Annotated in this window: 17 protein-coding genes; 7 read left to right on the plus strand and 10 right to left on the minus strand. The window is 70.6% G+C overall.

Annotated elements, in window-relative coordinates; all coding sequences use genetic code 11:
• Positions 1-114: 114 nt before the first annotated feature.
• Together ACFYWY_RS01595 and ACFYWY_RS01600 are read right to left on the minus strand one after the other, a co-directional pair.
• A complete protein-coding gene (locus ACFYWY_RS01595; protein ID WP_389177932.1) occupies positions 115-792 on the minus strand; it encodes a hypothetical protein in 678 nt (225 codons plus the stop codon).
• 202 nt (positions 793-994) lie between these two features.
• Entirely contained in the window at positions 995-1,357 is a 363-nt protein-coding gene (locus ACFYWY_RS01600; protein WP_389177935.1) for an arsenate reductase family protein, read from the minus strand.
• 121 nt (positions 1,358-1,478) lie between these two features.
• On the opposite strand from ACFYWY_RS01600, the gene ACFYWY_RS01605 reads away from it, so the two are divergent.
• The 3 genes from ACFYWY_RS01605 to ACFYWY_RS01615 all read left to right on the plus strand — a co-directional run bounded on the left by ACFYWY_RS01605 (position 1,479) and on the right by ACFYWY_RS01615 (position 3,802).
• Entirely contained in the window at positions 1,479-1,748 is a 270-nt protein-coding gene (locus ACFYWY_RS01605) for a hypothetical protein (protein WP_389177938.1), read from the plus strand.
• A gap of 268 nt (positions 1,749-2,016) precedes the next feature.
• Positions 2,017-3,360: a glycoside hydrolase domain-containing protein gene (locus ACFYWY_RS01610; RefSeq protein WP_389177941.1), complete on the plus strand. Its 1,344-nt coding sequence runs from the start codon at positions 2,017-2,019 to the stop codon at positions 3,358-3,360.
• 157 nt (positions 3,361-3,517) lie between these two features.
• Positions 3,518-3,802: a putative quinol monooxygenase gene (locus ACFYWY_RS01615; RefSeq protein WP_389177944.1), complete on the plus strand. Its 285-nt coding sequence runs from the start codon at positions 3,518-3,520 to the stop codon at positions 3,800-3,802.
• Positions 3,803-3,880: 78 nt separating this feature from the next.
• On the opposite strand, the gene ACFYWY_RS01620 is transcribed toward ACFYWY_RS01615, so the two are convergent.
• Positions 3,881-4,357: a GNAT family N-acetyltransferase gene (locus tag ACFYWY_RS01620; protein WP_389177947.1), complete on the minus strand. Its 477-nt coding sequence runs from the start codon at positions 4,355-4,357 to the stop codon at positions 3,881-3,883.
• Positions 4,358-4,547: 190 nt separating this feature from the next.
• Between ACFYWY_RS01620 and ACFYWY_RS01625 the strand changes: the two genes are divergently transcribed.
• The 4 genes from ACFYWY_RS01625 to ACFYWY_RS01640 all read left to right on the plus strand — a co-directional run bounded on the left by ACFYWY_RS01625 (position 4,548) and on the right by ACFYWY_RS01640 (position 9,602).
• On the plus strand, positions 4,548-5,417 hold the full coding sequence (locus ACFYWY_RS01625; RefSeq protein ID WP_389177950.1) for an arpA protein: 870 nt from the start codon (positions 4,548-4,550) through the stop codon (positions 5,415-5,417).
• A gap of 101 nt (positions 5,418-5,518) precedes the next feature.
• Complete coding sequence (locus tag ACFYWY_RS01630) at positions 5,519-6,415, plus strand: class I SAM-dependent methyltransferase (protein WP_389177953.1); 897 nt, start codon at positions 5,519-5,521, stop codon at positions 6,413-6,415.
• Positions 6,416-6,438: 23 nt separating this feature from the next.
• A complete protein-coding gene (locus ACFYWY_RS01635; protein WP_389177955.1) occupies positions 6,439-8,241 on the plus strand; it encodes a choline/carnitine O-acyltransferase in 1,803 nt (600 codons plus the stop codon).
• A 146-nt stretch (positions 8,242-8,387) separates the two neighbouring features.
• The gene (locus tag ACFYWY_RS01640; RefSeq protein WP_389177958.1) at positions 8,388-9,602 is read left to right on the plus strand and encodes a serine hydrolase domain-containing protein; all 1,215 of its coding nucleotides are present in this window, start codon (positions 8,388-8,390) and stop codon (positions 9,600-9,602) included.
• 40 nt (positions 9,603-9,642) lie between these two features.
• Here ACFYWY_RS01640 and ACFYWY_RS01645 read toward each other — a convergent pair whose 3' ends face one another.
• Genes ACFYWY_RS01645 through ACFYWY_RS01675 form a run of 7 tightly spaced genes read right to left on the minus strand, consistent with a single transcriptional unit; the run spans position 9,643 to position 16,963 of the window.
• Positions 9,643-11,100 (minus strand): NADase-type glycan-binding domain-containing protein, encoded by a 1,458-nt coding sequence (locus ACFYWY_RS01645; protein WP_389177961.1) that lies wholly within the window; start codon positions 11,098-11,100, stop codon positions 9,643-9,645.
• Between the two features lie 4 nt (positions 11,101-11,104).
• Positions 11,105-11,668: a phage tail protein gene (locus ACFYWY_RS01650; protein WP_389177964.1), complete on the minus strand. Its 564-nt coding sequence runs from the start codon at positions 11,666-11,668 to the stop codon at positions 11,105-11,107.
• Positions 11,665-13,626 (minus strand): putative baseplate assembly protein, encoded by a 1,962-nt coding sequence (locus tag ACFYWY_RS01655; RefSeq protein WP_389177967.1) that lies wholly within the window; start codon positions 13,624-13,626, stop codon positions 11,665-11,667. Before ACFYWY_RS01655 ends, ACFYWY_RS01650 begins: the two co-directional genes overlap by 4 nt.
• Entirely contained in the window at positions 13,626-14,048 is a 423-nt protein-coding gene (locus ACFYWY_RS01660) for a GPW/gp25 family protein (protein ID WP_356219489.1), read from the minus strand. The genes ACFYWY_RS01655 and ACFYWY_RS01660 overlap by 1 nt, the downstream gene beginning before the upstream one ends.
• Complete coding sequence (locus ACFYWY_RS01665; RefSeq protein WP_389177969.1) at positions 14,045-14,368, minus strand: PAAR domain-containing protein; 324 nt, start codon at positions 14,366-14,368, stop codon at positions 14,045-14,047. Before ACFYWY_RS01665 ends, ACFYWY_RS01660 begins: the two co-directional genes overlap by 4 nt.
• Positions 14,369-14,417: 49 nt before the next feature.
• Positions 14,418-16,244 (minus strand): VgrG-related protein, encoded by a 1,827-nt coding sequence (locus tag ACFYWY_RS01670; protein WP_389177972.1) that lies wholly within the window; start codon positions 16,242-16,244, stop codon positions 14,418-14,420.
• Positions 16,241-16,963 carry a LysM peptidoglycan-binding domain-containing protein gene (locus tag ACFYWY_RS01675; RefSeq protein ID WP_389177975.1) on the minus strand — a complete coding sequence of 241 codons (723 nt, stop codon included), beginning with the start codon at positions 16,961-16,963 and terminating at the stop codon, positions 16,241-16,243. The genes ACFYWY_RS01670 and ACFYWY_RS01675 overlap by 4 nt, the downstream gene beginning before the upstream one ends.
• Between the last annotated feature and the right edge of the window lie 55 nt (positions 16,964-17,018).

Consider the following 17,018-nt stretch of genomic DNA (forward strand, 5'->3'; position numbering starts at 1 on the left):
GGAGCGGGAGCGGGGAGCGGGAGCCGGTAGCGGGGGCGGGCGAACTGGCCAGGACGGTGCCGTTCTCCTCCTCCCTGGCGGAGGAGAACGGCACCGTCCTGACAGCCGTCAGGGTCAGCCGACGCGCTCGATCCGCGCCTTGCGGATCAGGAACTTGCCGGGCTCGCGGACCTGCTCGAAGGCCGCGTTGTTCAGCAGGGCGCAGCTGCCGGAGACCGACGTGACCTTGACGGTCGTGGACTTGCTGTTGTCGAGGTTGGTCACCTTGAGGGTGGTGCCGACCGGGAACTGGCTGCTGGAGGCGGCGGGCGCGCCGCCCTCGCCGGACAGGGTCACGGTCGAGCCCGCGCAGACGACTTCGCCGACGGCGCCCTGGTCGCCGCCTTGATCATTGCCGCCCTGGTCGTCGGCCGGGGGCTGCTCTTCGGCGGGCGGCTGTTCTTCCGCGGGCGGGTCGGCGGGCGGCTGTCCTTCGGCCGGCGGCTGCTCGGCCGGAGGAGCGGCTTCTCCGCCACCCCCTCCGACCTCGCACCCGGAAGCCGCCTGCTTTCGCTTGATCTCCTCGATCACAGCCTCCCGGTTGGCGATACGCGCCTCGGACTGCGCATCCGGATTCGCACGCTGGCCGGCGATGAACTTCTCGTTGTTCTGCAGGGCGGTGACCAGTCCGTCGCAGGCCACCGACGCCTGGCTGGTGCCGGTCATCGCCACTGCCGTACCACCGATGGCGACGGCGGCGCCGACGAGCAGCGCGATCTTCTTCTTCCGGCTGAGGGTCTTCTTGCGGGACACGTGGGACTCCTTGTCGGGTCGGTTCCGTGTGCCGTTACGTACGAGTAGGAATCCCGGCTTTCTCAGCCCCCTCACCTACAACATCCTTAACTTTTCTTAAGGCAGCGCGCGGCACAGCGCGTCCAGCGCCCCGCCCTAGGCGTGCTCACCCGCACCTGCGAAGGTCGCGGGCACGGACGAGCGGTGACCTCACCGGGACGCGCTAGGACCGCCCGAGCGCGTCCCGTACGGCCTCGTCCGTACGCGCCACGACAGCCGTACCGTCGTCGGCCGTGATGATCGGCCGCTGGATCAGCTTTGGGTTCTGCGCGAGGGCGGCCACCCACCGATCCCGCGAACCCTCGTCCCGCGCCCACTCCTTGAGCCCGAGCTCCTTCGCCGCGGCTTCCTGCGTCCGCGCGATGTCCCACGGCTCCAGCCCGAGCCGCCCCAGAACGGCCCGGATCTCGTCCTCGCTCGGCACGTCGTCGAGGTAGCGCCGGACGGTGTACGCGGCGCCCTCCTCGTCGAGCAGATCGATGGCGCCGCGGCACTTGGAACAGGCGGGATTGATCCAGATCTCCATGCCGTCACCGTACCGCTCACGAGCCCCTCAAACACCGTCTGGCCAGGGGGGATTGTCAGTGGTGGCCGGTAGACTGAACAGTAGTTCGGGATGGTCCCGCCACCGCGCCAGGAGGTTGCCGATGGCCGTTGCCACACTCATGACGAAGCCCGTGTACCAGCCGCTGAAGAAGAAGCCGCTCCCGGCCGGACAGCCGCGCGAGTGGTACGTCTCCCACAACCGCCGACTGAAGGCCATGCGCCTGGCGATCGCCCTGCTCGACTCGGGCGTCTACCACCCGGCGACGGCCGACAATCGCAAGATACGAGCGACGGCGGAGAGCGTCGGGATCCACCCGCCGTCGGACACGACGTGCCGGATGGTGCGGGCACTGATCCGTTACGGCCGCTGAGCGCCACGTCCCGCCGCCGCCACATCGGGTGACGGCGGCGGGACGCGTGCCCGCGTCTTCGCGTGCCTCGCGCGAGCGTGCCCGCGCCTTCGCGTGTCCGCATTGTCCTGACCGCGGGCGGTCATAGGTCTGTTGACTGGAAGCCTGAAAAAGGTCCCATGTAACAAGCTGGTGGTCCCTGGTAACAACCCGCGCGTCCCAGGGTGCAGTTGGTAGGAAATAGGGCATTCTGACCCCCTCTCGCTTCGAGCCGCCCCGGGGGGCAGACATGTCACACCCGCACCGCACCCTCCGTACTCTCCGCAGATTCCTCGTCCTCTCGGCCGTCGGCGTGCTGAGCGCCGGCGCCGCGCTCGCCTCCGCCCCGCCCGCCGTTGCCGAACCGGACACGGCGGTCGCCCATACCGCGGGAGCGAGCGCAACCCGCTACTCCGGACTCGCCTTCGACACCTGTACGGCACCGCCGCTGACGGCCATCCAGGCCTGGAGCGCCTCCCCGTACCGCGCCGTCGGTGTGTACATCGGGGGCGTCAACCGCACCTGCGCCCAGCCGCAACTGACCGCGTCGTGGGTCACGTCCGTTTCGGCGCTGAAGTGGCGTCTGCTGCCCATTTACAAGGGCCTGCAACCGCCCTGCGGCGCCAGGCCCACCGACGCCAAGATCAGCTCCGTCCCGGCGACCGCCAGGTCCCAGGGCACGGCGGCGGCCACCGACGCCATCGCCAAGGCCAAGGCGCTCGGCATGCAGCCAGGCAGCGCCTTCTACAACGACATCGAGCACTACGTCCAGACGGACCCCACGTGCCAGGTCGCCGTGCTGTCGTACGTCTCCGCCTGGACGAAAGAGCTGCACCGGCTCGGCTATGTCTCGGGCGTCTACATGAACCTCAACCTCGGGGCGAAGCAGCTCTCCGACGTCTACACGTCCACCGCATACGCCCGTCCCGACGCGCTGTGGATCGCCCGCTACGACGGAGTCGACTCGCTGAAGGGCTGGACCGGCATCGCCGACTCCAAGTGGGCCTCCCACCAGCGGGCCAAGCAGTTCAAGGGCAGCCACAACGAGACCTACGGCGGCGTCACCATCAACATCGATACCGACCGGCTGGACACTCCGGTCGCCACCGTGGCGTACACGTACACGGCGACGAGCTCCACCGTGCTCAATGCCCGCACCGGTCCCTCGACGGCCTACCCCGTCGCCAAGTCCTATGCGCCCGCGTCCTCACTCAAGGTGGTGTGCCAGGCGCCCGGTTCCACCGTCGGCAGCACCCGCGTATGGGACAAGCTCTCGGACGGCACGTACGTCACGGACTACTACGTCAGCACCCCGTCCAACACCACCTACAGCGCGCCGCTGCCGCGCTGCACGTACCCGTACCAGACCACCGCCCCTGGTGGCGTCGCCGAGCGCAGCGGTCCCGGCACCTCGTACCCGACCGTGGGGACGTTGCCCAACGGGTCCCTTGCGTGGGTGTACTGCCAGCGGCCCGGCTCGACGGTCGGCACGACGAAGATCTGGGACAGGATGGACAACGGCCGCTATGTCTCTGACTACTACGTGGCCAACTCCAGCAACACGACCTACAGCAAGCCGGCTCCACGCTGCTGACGGACGCAGGTCCGGTGCCGAGCCCGGCGGCGATCAGGCGCAGGCCGCCGGGCTCGTCCCTGCCGACGGCGGCAGGGGACCGGCGGTCGTACGTGCGCGCCACGACCGCCGGTGAGACGATCGCCACCACGACCCACGCGCACCAGGGGAGACGTACATGCTCATCGTGTCCGGCCGCGTCCACGTCGCCGCGGACGCCCGCGACGGCTACCTCGACGGCTGCCAAGAGGTGGTGACCCAGGCCCGCTCGGCCCCCGGTTGCCTGGACTTCGCCCTCTCGCCCGACCTGCTCGACCCGACCCGGGTCAACGTCTACGAACGCTGGGAGTCGGACGCGGACCTCGCGGCCTTCCGCGGCTCGGGGCCGGACACGGGCCAGCTGGCGGCGATCGTCGACGCGGAGGTGATGAAGTACCGCATCTCCGCCACCGAGGCGCCGTGAGCAGCTCCCGGCGCTTGGGCGCGCGAGCCGGCGGCCAGCCGGGAATGGGAGCCGGGCGCGATCACGGCCGGGGCGCGATCAGATCCTGGCGCTGAGGCGCGCCTTCGAGGCCGGCCACTCCTCGGCGAGGATCGAGAAGTAGACGCTGTCCCGCCAAGTGCCGTCCGGCCGCTGCCTGTGGCGGCGAAGTGCGCCTTCCCGCCGTGCTCCCAGGCGGGCGATGGCGGCCTGGGACCTCTCGTTCATGTGGTCGGTCTTGAACTGCACGCGCCCCATGCCCAGTTCCTCGAAGGCGTGGCTCAGCAACAGCAGCTTCGTCTCGGTGTTGACCGCTGTACGCCAGGACGCGCGGCCGTACCAGGTCCAGCCGATCTCCAGCCGCTCGTTCTCCGTATCGACGTCCATGTACGTGGTCCAGCCGACGGCCCTGCCCGTCGCGCGGTGCACCACGGCGAACGATATGTACACGCCCTGCTCGGCAGCGGCGAGCAGCTCAGCGAGCTTGAACCCGAGTTCCTCCTGTGTGCGCGGCGTCGGTCCGCCCTGCCAGCGCAATCGAGTTTCGTACTAGTGCAGAACTCTACTCACGGCTCGAGTGTGCCGCGTCTACACAGTGTGACGTGTCACAGACAACGCGGCGGCGCTGTGGGAGCTTCAACTTTGCTACCTCTCAGTTGAGTTGATGAAGAGCCGAGGGTCCGGGCATCGGACTCGGGGCGGTCTGCCCGCACGTGGAGAGGATCGAATGAGCACTTTGGAAGCCATGGCGCTCGACCAGGTGGTCGACACGGCCCGGTATCCCCTGTCCGAACTCGAGAGCGCCGAGGGGCAGGCCGTGGTTTCCCGCGCCCGGCGCGAACTGCTGACTCTCGGCTGCACCGTACTGAAGGACTTCATCCGTCCCTCACTTCGCGATGTCCTGCGGCAGGAGTGCGCGGCCATCGCCCCCCGAGCGCACTTCGACGTCGAAACGGTCAACGTCTACAACATCGCGGTGGACTCGGCCCTGCCGGAGGACCACCCCGGCCGCAGGACCTTCCAGCGGGGCAACGCGTTCGTCGCGCGAGACCGCATCCCCGCAGGCTCACTCATCAGTCGGCTCTACTCCGACCAGGTGTTCCAGCGTTTCATCGCCGACTGCTTCAGACTGCCGCAGCTGCACGAGTTGGCGGACCCGCTCTCCGGGCTTGTTCTCAACGTCGTAGAGCCGGGCATGGAGCACCCCTGGCATTTCGACACCAACGAGTTCACCGTGAGCATGCTCACCCAGGAAGCGAAGGCCGGCGGCGTCTTCGAGTACTGCCCGAACATCAGGTCCGCGCACGACGAGAGCTTCGACGACGTCCGGGACGTACTGGACGGCCGGGGCGGGCGGATGACCCGGCGCCTCCCCCTGCAACCTGGTGACCTGCAGCTGTTCAAGGGCCGCTACTCGCTGCACCGGGTGAGCCCCGTGCGGGGCGAGGTCGCGCGCCACTCCGCGATATTCGCCTACAGCGAGCGCCCCGGCGTCATCGGGAGCGTGGCACGGACCCGGCAGCTCTTCGGCCGGGTACTGCCCGGGCATCTGGCAGCCGAGGGCCGGGCCGTCCGGAGCGATCAACTGCTGGATTAGCGGGCGCCGAGGACGTGCGCCGGCCAAGGACCTACGCCGCTCGGCCGCAGTCGTCGTAGGCCGTTGCCCCCCACTCTGCGATCCACGGAGGAGTAATTCCTGTGCGTTTCGACGCGACCGGAAAAGTCTCGCTCGACCACATCTACACCCAGCCCGATCCGCGCAGCTATTTCAGTGTGCTGCGCCCGCTCGGCTACTGCATTCCGCAACAGGCCAAGCCCTACTTCGCGAAGCTCATCAAGGAGTACCGGGAGTCCCAGCACGTCGCGGCGCCGAAGGTGCTGGACATCGGGTGCTCGTACGGAATCAACGCCGCCCTGCTGAAGTACGACACGACCATGGACGAGCTGTACGCGCGCTACTGCGACGAAGAACTCGAGGAGGAGAGCCGCGAAGCCCTGCTGGCCCGCGACCAGGAGCTGTCCCGGTCTCGCCAACCCCCGCAGCGCATCCGCTTCGTCGGTCTGGACACCTCGGGCAGTGCGCTGTCCTACGCGCTCGAGGCCGGGTTCCTCGACGACGCGGTCCACGCCGACCTGGAGTCGCACGAGCCCACACCGCGGCAGCGCGCCCAGTTCGCCGGGACGGACCTGGTGATATCGACGGGCTGCCTCGGCTACGTCACCGAGCGGACGCTCAAGCGTGTCGTCCGTTCGCAGGGCGCCCGCCGGCCCTGGATGGCGCACTTCGTGCTGCGCATGTTCCCATTCGACCCCGTCGAGCACGCGCTGGCCGGGCTGGGGTACCGGACCACCCGTGTAGAAGAGGTATTCAAACAGCGGCGGTTCGCCTCCCCGGAGGAGCAGACGCTCGTGCTGGACAGAATGTCGGCCGCCGGGGTGGATGCGCGGGGCCTGGAAGCGGAAGGCTGGCTCTACGCACAGCTCTACCTCTCCCGGCCGCAGGACCCATCAGACCCATCAGACTCTGAGGCCGGGGGGCTCGCCGCCCGCGAGGAAACCACAGTTCCCCACGATCCGAATCGAGAGCAGAATTGAACACCAGCCAGCAATCGGCTGCCATGACGACCTTCGCCCAGGAGGACAGCCTGCCGCGCGTACCGCTGCCCACGCTGGAGGCAAGCTGCGAGAGGTTCCTCGCCTGGTGCGCGCCGCTGCTGACCGCCGACCAACTGGCGGTGACCGAGGCAGAGGTGACCGCCTTCCTCCGGGCTGACGGCCCCGGCCGGGTGCTGCAGGCGGCGCTGGAGGAGTACGACGCCACGGAGGGCGTGCACAGCTGGCTCGACACCTTCTGGCCGTACCGCTACCTGGGCCGCCGGGACCGGATCGCGCTCAACGCCAACTTCTTCTTCCTGTTCAAGGACTCCGGCCGGCCGCAGGTGGAGCGGGCGGCCGGGCTCGTCGCCGGGGCCGTCAACTACAAGCGGCAGCTCGACCAGGGGCTCATTCCGCCGGTGGTGCAGCGCGGTGTGCCCCAGTCGATGGTGCAGAACAAATTCCTGTTCTCCGCCACCCGGATCCCCGGCGCGCAGCAGGACACCGTCCGCGCCCCCTACTCCCCGCAGTGGCCCGGCCCGTCCGAGGCCCGGCACATCGTGGTGTTCTTCCGGGGCGGCATGTTCCGGCTGGACGTGCTCGGCGCGGACGGCGTCCCGCACAGCCTGGACGACCTCGAGGCGGGGCTGCACGCCGTGATGAAGGCCGGCGCCGAGCCGGCCGCAGCGGACAGCTCGGTGGGTCACCTCACCACCATGGCCCGCGCGGAATGGGCGGCCGCCCGGGGGTCACTGCTCGCCTGCCACCCCCGCAACGCGGACGCGCTGGACGACATCGAGACCGCGCTGTTCTGCGTCGCTCTGGAGGACTTCGCACCCGCGGACACCCAGGAGGCCTGCGACGAGCTGCTGTACGGCGACCGCGGCAACCGCTGGTTCGACAAGGCCCTGACCTTCGTCGTCTTCGCCGACGGCCGGGCGGGGATCAACGTGGAGCACTGTGAGCTGGACGGAACCACCATCCTCAGCTTCACTGACGCCCTGCTGACCACCGAGGCCGAGGAGCACTCCCGCCAGTCCGGAGCCCGCTCCCAGGGGCTGCCGGCGCTGGAGCCGGTCGTGTTCGGGCTGGACGACGCCCTGCGAGCCCAGGTGCGCTCCGCCGCCGACGCGTTCGCCGCGTACGGGGAGAACACCGCGACCAGCACCGTGTCGTTCGCGGACTTCGGCAGCAACGCGGCCAAGGCGCTGGGGGTTTCGCCGGACGCGTTCGTCCAGGTCGCCTACCAGCTCGCCCACCAGCGCGCCAAGGGGCGCCTGGGCGCCACGTACGAGTCGATCGCGACCCGGCAGTACCGGCTCGGGCGGACCGAGGCGATGCGCGTCGTCACCCCCGGGATGCGCGATTTCGTCGCGGTCATGGAGAACCCGGCAGCGGACGCGGACACCCGGCGCGCCGCGTTCCGGGCGGCCGCCGAGCAGCATGTGGCCCGAGCGAAGGAGTGCCAGCTCGGGCAGGCGCCCGAGCAGCACCTGTGGGAGCTGGAGCTGATCCAGCGACGCCGCGGGGCGGAGCTGGGAGTGACCGAGCAGCCCGCGCTGTACCGGACGCCGGGCTGGCTGACGATGCGGGACGACTACCTGAGCACCAGCTCCGCGCCGTCCGCCAACATCCAGTACTTCGGCTTCGGGTCGACCAGCAGTAAGTGCATCGGCGTCGCTTATGTGCTGCTGCCGGAGCGGTTCAACCTCTACCTGAGCACGCCGCTGGCGGTGGCGGACCAGATGCGGACCTTCGCGGACCGGCTGCGGGAGGCGGTGGGCGAACTGCGGGAACTGCTGGCGCCGGAGCGTTCCGGGGACTGACGCAGAGCCGGGAGGGCCGCCACCGCGCGTCGGGGTGGCGGCCTTTCCCGCACCGGGCCGCGCGGAAGGCCGCTCAAGTCGCCGGGCCTGTGACCTGGGCCTACGATTCTTTTGGAGCTTTGTCCTCTCGTGACGGGAGCCGGCTCATGACGCGCTTGTACTCACGGCTGCGCAGGGGGGCGGCTGCCGCCGTGGCGGCCGGGCTGCTGGTCATGTTCGTGCCCGCGGAATCCGCGGAATCCGCGTACTCCCAGCCCACCCCAGAACCCACCGCGTCCGCATCCTCCGCCTTCCCGCCACTCACTCCCGCTGTGACCGGGCAGTTGGACAAGGCAGTCACACAGGTCATGCGCGAAGCGAACGTGCCCGGCGTGACGGTTGGACTGTGGGTTCCCGGCAAGGGCCATTACGTCCGCTCGTTCGGGGTCGCCGACAAGGCGACGGGCGCGCGCATGTCCGCCGGCCTGAATATGCGGATCGGGAGCGAAACCAAGACGTTCACCGTGACCGCCCTGCTCAGGCTGGTCGACCAGGGCAAAGTCGGCCTGGACGACCCGATCGGGAAGTACGTGGACGGTGTCCCCAACGGAAACCGGATCACCCTGCGCGAGCTGGCGGGGATGCGCAGCGGACTCTTCAACTACACCATGGACCCCGGCTTCTTCAAGGCACTGACAACCGACCCCCGACGGCCCTTCACACCGCAGGAGTTGCTCTCCTACTCCTTCAAGCACCCCGTGCAGTTCCAGCCCGGTGAGAAGTTCGAGTACTGCAACACCAACATCATCCTGGTCGGCCTGGTGGTGGAGAAGGTCAGCGGTCAGCCCCTCGCGGAGTACATCAAGCGCAACGTCCTCGACCCGGCGGGCCTGGAGCACACGCTCTTCCCGAAGGCCGCGGAGTTCCCGACGCCGCACGCCCACGGCTACACCAACCAGACGGCGACCGGCAAGGTCGAGGACTCGACGGACTGGAACCCCTCCTGGGCCTGGGCCGCCGGAGCCATGATCTCCGACCTGAACGATCTGCGTAGCTGGGCCTACACCCTCGCCACCGGTACACTGCTCAGTCCCGCCACGCAGGCTCAGCGCATGAAGATGTCCCCCAGCGACCTGCCGGACACCGGTTACGGCCTGGGCATCTTCGACGTCGCGGGCTGGATCGGCCACAACGGCTCGCTGCCCGGCTACGAGTCTCTGGTCGTCTACCTGCCGGAGGCTAAGGCGACGCTGGTCGTGCTCCTCAACACGGACATCAACTACAAGGGTTCTGAACCGAGCACTCTCTTCGGCCAGGCGATCACCCGCATAGTGTCGCCGCAGCACATCTTCAAACTGCCCGCCCAGCCGGCGGGGCAGTGAGCCAGGCCGGCTCCGGATCAGATCGCCGGGTGGCGCTGAGTCAGCTTCGCTGGAAGAACTCCACCTCCGCCAGGGCTAGGTGACGGCCCGGGGTCAGGCCGACAGCCGAGCGCAGGACCAGCCGTACCGTCTTCACGTCGCTGATCCCGGTGGGGATCGTCTGTGCGCCCGGTTTGTCGCTGAGGGTGAACTCCTTGTTGTGCGTGGTGCCGTCCTGCGTCGTCACCTCCAGATTCAGCTGGAGTGCGCGTGCCTGGCGGGCGTACTCTTGCGGATCCTTGGACGCGCCGTTGGTGATGATCAGGTCGACCAGCCGGAACGGCTTGCGGAAGGTGTAGGTCACCGAGGCGCCCGTCGCGGGCACACCCCAGTAGCGATTGGTCAGCCCGTCCGTGGTGTCCGTCGCCGGGTGCCCCGGCACCTCGGCGCTCGCCTTGGTGTCCGCTGGCGTTACCGGCTTGGCCTTGCCCAGTTTGTCCCGGGTGTCCTCGAATAAGGCGCGGCCGGCCGGCAGCAGAAGGAAGCCGCCCGCGCACAGAGCCAACACCACGGCCAGGATCACCAGCAGCCGCACCCCCCGGCCCGAACTCGCCCGCACCCGGCGGCGGAATGGCCACACGGTCCGCCACCACGGCAGCGGGGCGGCCTTCGCGGCGGGGTTCAGCTCAGTCGCGCAGCGTCGGCAGAACCGGCGGCCCGGCAGGTTGGGCGTACCGCAGGCGGGGCAGGGCACGCCTGCCGCGTCGTCCGGCACCGCAACGGGTCGCACGACGGGGCGGGGGGCTACCGGCTTCGCCGGGCGTACGGGCAGTACGGGGTCCGGAGGCGGTGCCTCGGGGGTGGGGGTGGGGGTGGTCGGGGTCCGGGGGCCGGGCAAGTTTGGGGTGGTAGGGGTGGTCGAAGCGGGTGGGGTGGTGGGAGGTGTGGTGGGGGGAGCTTCGTCGGTGTGGGGGGTTTCGTTGCCGCCCGTGGTTACGCCGGTGGTCGCGCTGGTGGAGTCGCCCGTCGTCCCGTCGGTGGTCGAACCGTGCGCCGGGGCGGACGGCTCGGTGCGGACATCCTCGGGCCCGGTCTGGGGTGGGGAGCTCGAGGGCTCCTGGGCGGGGGCGGCGACGGGGCCCTCGGCGGCGCGGGGGCGTGAGCCCGCGACCTGTGCGGGGCTCGGCCTGCTCGCCTCGCTGCGGCCGCGGCCGGTCAGCCGGGCGCGCAACGACGAGGTGCGGGGAGGCGTGGCGGACGTCGGCTCGTCCGCCGGGGGCGATGCGGGCGCCGGGGTGACGTCCGGCGCGGCCGGAGGCGCCGAGGGTGTGCTCGGTGGCGACTGCGCCGGGGGCGTGGGCGTGGGCGTGGGTGTGCTCGGGGCCGAGGGCTCCGGCGCTGTGGGCGACGGTGTGCTCGGGGGCGGCGTGGTGTCCGACCAGCCCAAGTACGCGCCGCAGTTGCCGCAGAAGTCGTCCGCGGAGCCGTTGGACGCCCCGCACGCGGGACACGCGCGCATGACGTCACCTCCCTTCGTCGGCGGGCGGGCCGGGCAGGACCTCCACCCGGCAGACGGTGTGCACCGGGCACATGGCCCGGACGATCTCGCGGACCCTGTCCACGTCCACCCGCGCCTCGCGGCCCGGCCACACCCGGACCAGAATCGCGGCGGTGGGCTCCGGCGGCAGATCGGCACAGGCAGTGCTCGACCACCACGCACCGCCGTCGCCGGTCACCTCGGCGTGCACGCCGAGCGCGAGTTGCAGGGCTTCGACCAGTCCGAGCCTGGTGCCGCGCCACCGGTGCAGCTCCACCGCGCGGACGACCGCCTCGCGGCGCAGCTCCACGGGCCACTGTGGGTCGTCGGCGGCACCCACCCAGGACGCCAGCCAGGCCAGGAAGTCGGCCGGCGTCACCCGGGGGTCGAGGTAGGCGGGCAGGTTGTCGAGGGTCGCGAACACCGGGGCGAGGACGGTGTCGAGACCGGTGGTGAACCGCTGCGCGAAGTCGTCGTCGGCGTACAGGGCCGGCAGTTGCTCACCGATCGGGTACCTGCTCGGCAGGCCGGGTACGGCGGCGCGGTTCATCCCCGTACCTCCGGATCGACCGCCGTCACGACCACCTGGTGCTGGTAGGAGAAGACCAGCGCGCCCGCGGCCACGTCGATGCGGTCCGAGGGGGCGCCGCGCCGCCCGGTGATCGGGTCGGCGGGGAACAGGCGGATCTCCTCCACCAGCGCGTTGCCGGTGGCTCGTTGCAGGACGCCGAAGATCTCGCCGTACTGGACCGGCCGCCCGAACGGCCATCCGGTGCCGTCCGGACCGCCGTGCAGGGGGTTGAGGTGGCGGAACAGCGCGTCGAGCGCCGCGTCGCGGAGCCGGTCGGTGTCGGCGGGTGCCGCCGTGAGCCGGGCCACCACGGTGACGCCCTGGTAGACCGGCGGCTCCACGACGAGGCGGGTGCCGATCAGGCGTCGTTCGTCGAGGCTCGTGGTGATCGCTTCGAGCACCTGGTCGGAGGGGATGAGCTGCTCGAAGCGGAGCCGGTCGTCGCCCTCGTCGGCCACCGCGTCCGGCACCACCAGGACCCGTACCGCGCCCGGACCGTCCGCGGCGGGCAGACAGCGGACCCGGCGCACCGAGGGCGCCGCCTGGCGGCTGATGATCTCGTAGTCCTCGGCGGTCACCGCGCGTTCCTGCATCCGCAGCACGTCCGGCGCCCGCAGCTTGGCGTTGGCGACGGTCTCACCGGCGACGCCGCCGCGCGCCGCCTCCCGGTTGGTGACCCGGGCGACGTACGGAACGGAGCTGCGCAGCACGGAGATCGCGCCGCGGGCGACGTTGCCGGCCGGGCCGCCGCCGGTGCGGTAGCGGGCGACCCGTACCTGGGCGCCCTTGGGCGGCAAGGCGCCGCACTGCCGCAGCGTGCCGTCCGGCTCGCGCAGCACCGGGGGGAAGCTGAACTCGCCGGTGGTGGCGTCCACGCGGACGTGCTGGTCGGCGGGCCCGGAGCGGCCGAAGTGCTCGACCACCTCCCAGCGTTGCCACCCCTCGGCCGAGGACACCTCCACCAGCGGGGGTTCGCGGTCGAGGAGGACCGGCGGGCGGCCGAGCCGGAACGTCTGTCCCGCGACGCCCTCCGAGGTGCCGAGCGGCACGTCGGTCACGGTCTCGGCGTGCTCGACGGACATGGTGCCGCCCACGGTGAGCACCTCCGCCTCGCGCACCGTCGGCGACTCCGAATAGAACGGCTGGCCCGGCTCCGGCTCGGTGACGCGGCAGCGCAGCCAGCCGGCCCGGGTCCCGCCGATCACGGACGCCGTGTGCCCGGCCGGTACATAGACGTTGACCTCGCCGGGCCGGTTCAGGCCTCCGGTGGTGTCCTCGCCGGTCTCGCACACCTGCCAGCCGCCGCCGTTCCAGGCCTCCCAGACGAGCGGGGGCTGGCGCGGGTCGACGCCGACGCCCTCCACGCGGCTGTCGAGGCGCACCGCGACGATGCAGCGCGGCACGGCCGTCGGCAGGCCGAACAGCAGCGCGTCGCCCGGCTCCGGGGCGGCCTGGAAGCAGGGGACGTCGTGGCCATCGGCGAGCGTTCCGGTCCGGTCGGTCTGCTCACCGGTCCGGGGCGCGGTCACCAGGCGGGTCAACTCGCTGGGCACGATGCGCAGTTCGTCCGTGGTCGTGAACACCACAGCCTCGTCGCTCTCGCCGCCTCCGGTGGTCACCTCGGTGCCCGCGGGCAGCGCCACCGTGTCGGTCTGCGGCGCCGACAGCCAGAAATCGACGTCGGCCACGGCCGCGGCCGGCGGGAACAGGCGGATGCCCAACAGGTCGAGGAAGGCGGTGTAGTTCTTGTCCGGGACCCGGTTCAGCCGGTACAGCAGCTGGTCCACGAGGTAGGCGAACGTCTCGATCAGGGTGACGCCCGGGTCGGAGACGTTGTGGTCGGTCCATTCCGGGGCGCGCTGCTGCACGTACCTCTTCGCCTCGTCGACGAGTTGCTGGAACCGGCGGTCGTCCAGGTTGGGGGAGGGCAGGGCCATCAGTCGGCGACCAATTCCTCGGCCCCCTCCTCGGAGGGGATCGTGTAGAAGGGAAAGACCAGGTTGCGTCGGTCGTTGGTGGACCGCAGGGTGTAGTGCACGTCGATGTAGAGGGTGCCGTCCTCGATGGCGTCGAAGGCGACCACCACGTCGTCCACCGCGATGCGCGGCTCCCACCGTTCGAGCGCCTCGCGTACCTGCTGTGCGATGCGTCCGGCGGTGGCGCCGTCGCCGGGGGCGAAGACGTAGTCGTGGATACCGCAGCCGAACTCGGGGCGCATGGGGCGCTCACCGGGCGCGGTGCCGAGCACGAGACGGATCGCCTCCTCGATCTCACGCTCCCGTTCGACCATGGCGATCCCGCCGGTCGGCCCGACCCTGAGCGGGAACGCCCAGCCGCGGCCGATGAACTGTTCGCTCATAGCTCGCCCCCGATCATGACGTTCAGGGAGCCGGGGGGCAGGATCATCGCGCCGCATGCGGTCTGGTTGCGCACCCGCGCGGCCGGCAGCCCGCCGATCAGTACCTGGCCCTTGGCGAGCGACCCCGGGTTGGGCACGATCACGTTGGCCGGTCCCAGGGCCGCGTGCGGCACGATCGGGCAGACGTGCAGGCTGCCCACGACGGCGGCGGGCTGATTGTTGATCAGCACGGTTGCCACCGACCTGGCGGCGGCGGGCGGCGGGGTGGTGATCCGGCCGCCGTGGTTGGTGGGGTCACCGGTACGGGCTGCGCCTGGCATACGGTGCTCCTTTCGGAAGGTCGGGGGCAGCGGACAAGGGATCAGGGCATCAGTTGATCTTGATGAGCCGGGCCTTGAGGACGCCGAGCAGACCGCCGTCGACGGTGACGTTCGAGCTGCCGTTGACACTCACCGTGCGGCCGCCGATCTTCACCCCGACCCTGCCGTTGATGTCCACGTTCCGGCCCGACACGCTCACGTTGCCGCGTCTCGCGTCCAGGGTGATGCCCTTCTTGTCGAGCAGGACGGAGGTGAGCGGGCTGCTGCCTTTCCTTGCGTACACCGTCAGCTCGATCTCGCCCCGCCGTTGGTCGAGGCGTACTTCGAGGCGCTCGTCACCGGTCACGATCCTGAGGCCGGACTGGCCCGGAGCCCTCGCGTCCAGGAGCTCCAACCGGTGCCCCGAACGCGACGCGATGGAGCGGCGGTTGACCTTCCCGGTGGCCTTGTCGATCAGTGGGACCTTGTGGGGCGAGGGCTTGTCCACGCCGTTGTACAGCCCGCCGATGACGTACGGGCTGTCCAGCAGGCCCTGTTCGAAGCCGACCAGTACCTCGTCGTTGACCTCGGCGCTCACCACGCCTCCGCCGCCCTTGCCGCCCCACTGCACGGTGCGCACCCAGTCGGTGGTGTAAGTGTCGTCCAGCCAGGGGAACTTCAGCTTCACCGAGCCGTTCTGTGCGCCGGCCGGCTCGCGTACGTCCGTCACCACGCCGATCGCCAGACCGGGTATGCGCGGGCCACGGGACGGTGCGTTGGCGCCGGTCACCAGGCCGGTCAGGGAGCGGTCCGGGCTGGCGCTGACCCACACCGTGGTCCGGTAGCCGCCGTGCGGTTCGAGGACGTGCTGCACCGCCGTCGCCGTGTACTTGCCGGAGAACGCCTGCCCGACGTTGCCGAGCGCCACGGGCTTGCCCGCCCGCAGCAGGGGGTTGCCCTCGGCCACCACCTCCAGCTCCCCGAAGCCCGCGCTGACCTGATCGGCCACCGCGTCCGCGACCGCCTTCGTCTCGGCCTGGGTGCGGTACGGGGTGTCCGTAACGGTCAGCTTCGACGACTTGCCGAACCGGGCGGCGAGCGCCGGGCTGAGGCCGGGCACCACCGTGTCGCTGTTCACTGACGGCTGCTTGGCCACCAGCGGCCGCTTCGTGGTGACGTCCCAGCCGCGCACCTCCACCTGCTGCGCGCCGTCCGCGGCCGACAGGGAGGCCCGCAGCGCCAGCAGGTTCCGCCCGTACTCCAGCACCATCGGGTCGCGGGTGGCCGAGGTCGACGGCGCGGGCGCGCCGGACGCCTTCACCGGCTTGGTGAACTGGAGCAGCCCCTTGTCGTCGACGCGCACCTGAGCGCCGCTCTCGGCCGCCAGGAACTGCAGGAAGTCCCAGTCGGACACGTTCGCCTGGGAGAGCTGCTTGTACGTGATCGGCGCCGCCTGCACGGTTCCGCAGGCCAGCCCGGCCCCGGCGGCCACCTTGCGGACGATGGCCGACGCCGTCATGTTCCGGTACGCCACCACCTTCCGGCCCCGCTGGAGGCGGTGCGCCTTGGAGTAGGCGCGCACGACGGTGAACGAGCCCGTGCGGTCCCGGTCCACCTCCAGGGCCGTCACCTCGCCGTTGAACAGCCGCTCGCGCGCCTTCCCCGACACGGTCACCACCGACACCTTGAGCGGGGTGCCGATGGTGATGCCGGTCTTCTTCAGGAACTCGTGATCGGGGTCGCGGAAGGTGAGCACCGCCGCGTCGGGCAGGCCCACGTTCTCGTCCACCACGCAGCTCACCAGCTGGGCGGCCCAGATCGGCGGAAGTTCGCCGGGCGTCTCCACGACGGGGTCCGCCGCGAACGACCGGCCGCCCCGTTCCGCAGCTGTGGTCACTGCTCCTCCTCAGCGCCCGCGTCACTCAGCCCCGGCACCACCAGTTCGGTGCCGGGCACGAGCGCCATCGGGTCGTCGATTTCGTTGGCCTCCGCGATGACTCGCCAGGCCGTCGCGTCGCCGTACTCCCGCCAGGCCAGCAGGGCCAGGCTGTCGCCCGCCACGACGGTGTGCGTACTGCGGGCGGTGCGCGCGCCGGACGTCGGGTTCTGGCCCGGCGGGTCGACGCTCGCCTCCTCGATCGACAGGGCGCAGGTGGCCCGCAGCGGCTTGCCGTCCACGTCGAACAGCGTGTACGACACCGACAGACTGGAGAGCACCCCGTCGAACGAGGTCGTCCGCGCGGTGCCCCACTCGAACCGCACCCAGGGGCTGGCCGGCTTCTTGCGGCCGAGGCTGGCCGGTGTCGGCACGCACGCCTTCATCAGCTTCTCCACCGCCTGCTCCACGGAGTTGTCGTGCTTGGCGGTGGCGTCCAGGAACACTTCGAGGCTCAGCTCGCGCGGGCCACTGCCGACGAACTCGGGCAGCGCCGACTGCCCCGCCATCCGGGACGGGGAGCGCCGCCACTCGGTGGTCTTGCGCAGCTCCAGGGTGGAGGGGTTGAACTGGAGGTTCAGCCGCGCGATCGTCCCGCCCGGCTTCGCGCCGACGGAGGCCGGGGGCTCCTTCAGCGTCAGCTGGGCCCTGGCCCGACTGGAGCGGAACGAGGGGGACATGCCGGGACTTCCTTTCCGGTGCGAATACGCGGACGGGGTAAGGGCGATGAGGGTG

It is taken from the genome of Streptomyces sp. NPDC002870, assembly GCF_042888505.1.
Classification (GTDB): Bacteria; Actinomycetota; Actinomycetes; order Streptomycetales; family Streptomycetaceae; genus Streptomyces.